The organism is Aedoeadaptatus nemausensis, assembly GCF_903819165.1.
GTDB lineage: Bacteria > Bacillota > Clostridia > Tissierellales > Peptoniphilaceae > Aedoeadaptatus > Aedoeadaptatus nemausensis.
The window spans coordinates 1-6,477 of sequence record NZ_CAIJCS010000044.1; the positions used below are offsets into that span (position 1 = coordinate 1).

General features: G+C 34.3%; 7 protein-coding genes and 1 pseudogene. 1 reads left to right on the forward strand and 7 read right to left on the reverse strand.

Annotated elements, in window-relative coordinates:
- Positions 1–1,093: phage portal protein (locus PEPTYR26121_RS08610; RefSeq protein ID WP_246285935.1), on the reverse strand; the 1,093-nt coding region annotated here is incomplete at its 3' end.
- A 40-nt stretch (positions 1,094–1,133) separates the two neighbouring features.
- On the opposite strand from PEPTYR26121_RS08610, the gene PEPTYR26121_RS08615 reads away from it, so the two are divergent.
- Positions 1,134–1,805, forward strand: a complete 672-nt coding sequence (locus PEPTYR26121_RS08615; RefSeq protein WP_044565564.1) for a DUF3800 domain-containing protein — start codon at positions 1,134–1,136, stop codon at positions 1,803–1,805.
- 220 nt (positions 1,806–2,025) lie between these two features.
- On the opposite strand, the gene PEPTYR26121_RS08620 is transcribed toward PEPTYR26121_RS08615, so the two are convergent.
- From PEPTYR26121_RS08620 to PEPTYR26121_RS08645, 6 genes and pseudogenes are all read right to left on the reverse strand, one after another.
- Complete coding sequence (locus tag PEPTYR26121_RS08620) at positions 2,026–3,615, reverse strand: terminase large subunit (RefSeq protein ID WP_180501026.1); 1,590 nt, start codon at positions 3,613–3,615, stop codon at positions 2,026–2,028.
- Between the two features lie 97 nt (positions 3,616–3,712).
- The gene (locus PEPTYR26121_RS08625; protein ID WP_044565560.1) at positions 3,713–4,000 is read right to left on the reverse strand and encodes a hypothetical protein; all 288 of its coding nucleotides are present in this window, start codon (positions 3,998–4,000) and stop codon (positions 3,713–3,715) included.
- A gap of 93 nt (positions 4,001–4,093) precedes the next feature.
- A complete protein-coding gene (locus PEPTYR26121_RS08630) occupies positions 4,094–4,462 on the reverse strand; it encodes a DUF7698 family protein (protein WP_044565559.1) in 369 nt (122 codons plus the stop codon).
- A gap of 72 nt (positions 4,463–4,534) precedes the next feature.
- Complete coding sequence (locus tag PEPTYR26121_RS08635) at positions 4,535–4,750, reverse strand: DUF4314 domain-containing protein (protein ID WP_044565558.1); 216 nt, start codon at positions 4,748–4,750, stop codon at positions 4,535–4,537.
- A gap of 43 nt (positions 4,751–4,793) precedes the next feature.
- Positions 4,794–6,047: a site-specific DNA-methyltransferase gene (locus PEPTYR26121_RS08640; RefSeq protein ID WP_246285936.1), complete on the reverse strand. Its 1,254-nt coding sequence runs from the start codon at positions 6,045–6,047 to the stop codon at positions 4,794–4,796.
- Positions 6,044–6,477, reverse strand: a pseudogene (locus tag PEPTYR26121_RS08645) (S-adenosylmethionine synthetase N-terminal domain-containing protein); the annotation flags it as partial. The gene PEPTYR26121_RS08640 and the pseudogene PEPTYR26121_RS08645, both read right to left, overlap by 4 nt.

Below are 6,477 nucleotides of genomic sequence, written 5' to 3' on the forward strand. Positions count from 1 at the left end.
TTCCTACAGCATATCCATTCATCCTTGATTCATAGTCTCCCCTCAGAAGTCCATCAAGATTAAATTTAATAAAGTAGGATTCTTTTTCTTTCTTTGTTAATAGTGCTCTTTCCAAAGATTGCTCCCAACGAACAATCCAAGGGTCAAGAGTGTATTTAACAAATTCAAGCGACTGCTGTTCTATATTTGAAAATGACGACTTCTCCAAGTCTCCAATCATGTGAGGTGGTATTCTGAATATCCTTGCTATCTCATTTAATTGAAACTTTCTAGTTTCCAAAAACTGGGCCTCACTTGGTGCTATTGCTATCGGTTGATATTTCATTCCTTCTTCAAGTACAGCCACTTTGTTGGCGTTCTTAGCCCCTTGAAAGGCTGCATTCCACGACTCTCTAACTCTTTCTGGATCTTTAATAATTCCTGGATGCTCTAAAACCCCACCAGGCTGTGCTCCATTTTGAAAGAATGACGCACCATAATCTTCGCAAGCCATCGCCATTCCAATTGCATTTTTTGCCATGGTAATTGGTGAGTAGCCGATAAGTCCATCAAAACCAAGTCCAGGTATATGAAGGACATCTTCTTTTAAAAGATAAACCTCTTCTGATTTGTGATTGTATTTATAGAAGATTTCTCCATCTTCACTTCTCATTACAGTCATCTTGTTTGGCATAAGAGGATATAGACCTATGATTTCATTTCTTCCATTACGAATAATCTGTCCATAGGCATTTCCCCACAATAGAAGATGGGTCATTAGTGTTTCTCTAAATACAAATGAAGTCATCTCAGTATTTGGCTCATCGTGTAAAAGAAAATATATGGCGTGGTCTTTTGCTTTTTCCTTTGAGTTCGAATCTCCTCTTTTATATAGATGAAGAGGAAGTCCTGCTAAGGTTTCAGCAAGAACTCTCACACATGAATAAACTGCCGTCATTTGCATGGCAGTAAATTCGTTGACATTCCTTCCTGCTGTTGTTCTCCCAAATAAAAAAGACGATGAAGATATCCTCTCCCCGTCTTTAGGTTTGTCTCTCGACTTGAATATTAAGTTTAAAATGTTTATATTACCACCTCCTAAAATTTTAATCATTTGTGATATAATGTTAATATATTTACTGGAAGGACAAACTATGAACATATATATCGACGAATCAGGAACAATTAATAATCAACTTAAAAATGAATACTTCATTATCACGTTAATTATTCCAGATAATTCTAATGCTTTAAAAAGATCCTATAAACGTTTTGTAGCATCTAATCTTGAAGAGCTTAAAAGAATAGACAATAGGCAAAAAATGTTTTTAAATGGAACATTTCATGAGTTAAAAGGTTCTGCTTTTGATAGACCCATGAAACAAAAATTTATAAACTTCTTTGCCAGAAAAAGCAACTTCAGTCTTTTCTATTTAAAAGTTGACAATTCAAGACTCAAAGATACTTTTTGTTCAAATACATCTAGAGTTTTCAATTACCTATTAAAAATATCACTGGACTACTTCATAAGAAATAATTACATACCAAGTGAGAATCATCTTTTACAACTTGATGAAAGAAATGAAAGAACCGAATCGAGATTCTTTCTTGAGGACTATTTAAACACTGAACTTTGCATAACTGGGATTAATCAAGGAAATTTTGCGGTTTCATATTTTGACTCTGCCAATAACTCAAATATTCAAATCGCTGATGTTTTCTCAAATATCTTGTATTCTCATCTTAAAACAGGTAATTACGCAGATGAGTTTAAAACTTTAAGAGACAATGGTATCTTAAAATATATTTTTGAATTTCCCCTATAAAACTTGACTTTTTTCTATTTTTAAAGTATCATGATTATACCAACAGTAAGTCTTATTCAAGTGCCATTATCTAGGTAAGCGATATGTGTTATCGTCACTCATAAGCAATTGGTATACATATTCTAGCCACCTATATGGTGGCTTTTTTCGTGCATTTTTACTTAACTCTAAATCTCGCCACTTTTCTAAATTTGGCTATGATAAATCAAAAATAGAGAGATTAAAAAATAATCAATCCCCTATCATCATAAACAGATTCACTCGTATCATTGCCACATCTTATTGCCCTATCTAGAGCCATGATTGTAGCAATAACCCCATCTATCTTTTCTGTAGATTTTTCTTTATCTGCCTTAATGTTTCCAGCGGGATCTGTTCGAATAAAGATATTATCCATCATCCACCTTAGAACTGGATGACCTCCATGGGCTATTTTTCTTTCGAGAGTTAGTTTCATTAATTCTTTTGTTGGTGGAGACATGTCTTTAAATCCTTGACCAAAAGGAACAACTGTGAAACCCATGCCTTCTAAGTTTTGTACCATCTGAACTGCTCCCCATCTATCAAAGGCTATTTCTCTGATGTTATATTTATCACCTAAATCTTCTATAAATTTTTCAATAAAACCATAATGAACTACATTGCCTTCTGTTGTCTGAATATAGCCTTGTTTTTTCCATAGGTCATAGTTCACATGGTCTCTTTTTACTCTTAGGTCGAGGTTATCTTCTGGCAACCAAAAGTAGGGTAATATTTGATATTTATCATCCTCATCTAATGGAGGAAAGACTAAAACAAAGGCCGTAATATCTGTTGTTGATGATAGGTCAAGTCCACCATAACAAACTCTACCTTTTAGTTCTTCTTCATTAACAGCAAAGTTACATAAGTCCCATTTTTCCATAGGCATCCACCTAATTGCTTGTTTGACCCACTGATTTAATCTTAACTGTCTGAAGGCATTTTCTTCAGTTGGGTTTTGCTTAGCCGATTCACAGGCTTGTCTTACTTTTTCTATTGGAACTGTAATTCCTAAGGATGGGTTAGCCTTATGCCATACTTTTTCATCTGTCCAATCATCTTCTCTATCTGCTCCATAAATCACGGGATAAAAAGTTGGATCAGTTTTTCTTCCTTCAAGTATGTCGACTGCCTTTTGGTGAGTTTCGTAGCAGATTGATTTCGTATCTGTTCCTGCAGTTGTAATAAGAAAATATAGGGGTTGAGTTCTTGCATCTCCTGAACCTTTTGTCATAACATCAAAAAGTTTTCTGTTAGGTTGGGTATGAAGTTCGTCAAAGACCACACCATGAATATTAAATCCGTGTTTAGAATAAGCCTCTGCAGATAAAACTTGATAGAAAGAATTGGTCGGCTTATATATCATTCTCTTTTGAGATGCTAGTATCTTTACTCTTTTAGATAAGGCTGGGCTCATCCTTACCATATCAGCTGCAACATCGAAGACGATAGTTGCTTGTTGCCTATCTGCAGCACATCCATAAACTTCTGCTCTTTCCTCTCCATCACCGCAAGTAAGAAGGAGTGCTACAGCAGCTGCAAGTTCTGACTTTCCCATTTTCTTTGGTATTTCAATATAGGCTGTATTAAATTGTCGATACCCTGTATCTTTCACAATTCCAAACAAGTCTCTAATGATTTCTTCTTGCCAGTCAATAAGCTTGAAATCTTTACCTGCCCATCTACCTTTTGTGTGTTTTAGGCATTCTATAAAGGTGACAGCATAGTCTGCTTTGTTTTTATCATAGTGAGATGTAGGTAGCATAAATTTTGTTGGTTTATATTTCATTTGACCTCCTTCATCTAAAAATAGGCATAAAAAATAGCCACTTGCTAGTGACTTCTACTACGACAAATAGAGCCTAAACTCTATTTGGAATTTTATTTTATCTTTGTCTTGCTATGTTTAATTCTTTGTATGCTTTCTTAAGTTCTCTTTCTAGTGTTTCTGATTCTGCAAAAAGTTGAAATTCTTCATCTGTTAAATTTCCTTTTGATACCTCCCAAAGTTCTTCATGAACTTGGTCTGCACATTTCTTTGCTGTTCCCGCTATGTCTAAAAGATTAATGGCTGCTCCAGTCTTGCCTTCTTTTGATTTTTTTATTGAGCTTTCTGCGTATCTTTTGCAAGCTGTAACTTCTGTTTCTAATCTTTCTAAAAGGTCTTTTTTCATGGTAATGTTCTCCTTCTCTTTTGTTGTACACATATTCCCGTACAAGAAGAGATAAGTCAAGCAATTATCTTGCTTAACTCTCTATTTTTTCTCTTAGTTTCTCTTGAAAAGGAGGGCTGGTTCATACTCTTTTTCCTCTTTTCTTTCTTTGAAATTCCAATTAGTCCTTCCTGTATCTATTTCAATTAAGTCTATAGGAAAGTAACCTTTTCTTTTAAAGCTTTTTAGTCCTTTCATGAGTCCTGTTGACTGATCGGAAATGGTAAATTCTTGTATCCCGAATCTTTCAAGATTCTCTATCATATCTTCGTGATTATCTTCAAATCCAATGTCTTCAAAGTTTAGGATGTCTCGACCTATCCTTTGGGATTCTCTATATGCCCAATAAAATCTGTAACTTATTTTATTTTCTTCGAATTCTTCTTTTTCTTTTATATTTTCTAGCAGTTCAATTTTTTTCATTTTTCGTTCCTTCTCTTTTGTTGTACACATATTCCCGTACAATAGAGGAATAGTCAAGCAATGTATGGTTATTTAATTAGATTTTTCAATTATATCCTCCCTAAAAATTACATTTAACATCGAACCATTATCCCATTTTACTAGGATTGATCCAATGGCATCCACCCCATAAACTGTGCCTAAAGTTCCAACTGGTGGAGCCTGTCCATCTTCCATTTGGATTAGTTTTACTCTTGTACCTACTGGATACGTCTCTTTTAATTTTTGTATAATTTCCCTTGAAATCATCTAATCACCTCACATACATATATCACTCAAATACTGATTTATATCAAGTCAGATTAATAGCATCTTCATACTTATATTTTTTTTCATCTCTTAAAAGGCTTATATCTTTATCACTACCAACTAAATTTAAATATCTTTTTACTGCTACATCAACAAATTTAGGCTCTATTTCTATTCCATAGCAGATTCGATTAAGTTCTTCACAGGCAATCAGAGTCGATGCACTTCCTAAAAATCCATCAAGGACTAAGCCATTTGTTTGAGTTGATTGCTTTATTAAATAAGCAATAAGTGGTACTGGTTTTGATGATGGATGACCACATCCTTCTTTTTCAGAATCTTTAATTCCATCAAATTCGAAGACTGCTGTTTGCTTTTGATCTCCATACCAGTTATGTTTTCCATCTTTTCTCCAACCAAAGATAATAGGCTCCATATTAAATTTCCAATCTGTTCTCATGAAAGGAGCTCTTGGTTTTTTCCAAATAAGCCCTGCACCAACTTTAAAGCCTGCATCTTCAAAAGCATCATAGAAAACTCTAGCTTTCATAGTTGCATAGAATTCATAAATTGATGCATCTTTGGCCATTGCCTCTTTAAAATTTGTGAAGACCTTCATTAAAAATTCATAGGCTTCCTCATCATTAAGATTGTCATTTTTGATTGTTCCCGATTTGTTTTTCAAATCTACAAAATAGGGTGCATCGGTACAGACCAGATTAACCTTTGTATCATTTAATAACTTTTCAAAAGTCTCCCATTGAGTAGAATCACCGCAAATAACTTTATGACTACCTAAAGTCCAAATATCTCCTTCCTTGGAAAAAATAGGCTTTTTAAGTTCTTCTTCAACATCAAAGTCATCTTCTTCAGCCTCTACACCAAGGTCAAAGAGCGAAGATAATTCTTCAGTTGAAAATCCTGTAAGCTCTACATTAAATCCATAATCTTCTAGGGATTCAATTTCAACTCTCAATAGTTCTTCATCCCAACCAGCATCAAGACTTAGCTTATTATCAGCAAGTACATATGCTTTTCTTTGTGCCTCTGTAAGATAATTTTCTAAAATACATGGAACTTTCTTTAGTCCTAGTTTCTTAGCTGCAAGAAGTCTGCAATGTCCTGCTGTAATAACATTCTCATCTGAAATTAGGATTGGGTTTAAAAATCCAAATTCTTTTATTGATGCAGCTACCTTATTTATTTGTTCGTCAGTATGTGTTCTAGCATTATTAATATATGGGATGAGTTCATCTACATTTTTTAATTCATATTGTAATAGTCCTTCTTTCATCATATTAGCCCCCACTTAGCAAATTCTTCAAAACCACCGATAGAGTTAATGTGGTTTCTAGCAATTTTTACAATTTCTGAATATGGTCTACCATCAACAGTTTCATCTCCGATTGCACAGGATAATTCAATCTCTCTATTTTCCTCTTGTGCCTTTAGGTGGGCATAAATATTAACTGATACATCAGCCTTTGATAGGTCTTTACCATGAAGACCTCCACCAGTTACTGCTCGTCCCATATCAGAGCCGAGTTTTCTATTAGTTGCTCCAGTATCAACATTATATCCTCCAGTCCAATCTCCTAATGGATTTACGGTTGCTCTAGGATAAATCAATTTTAAAATTTCTGTTGGTACATTTGACTGACAGATGATGAGTTTATCTCCATCAAGGATGTATTTCCCATCGTAGGGATAATTGGAATAAATTTCAC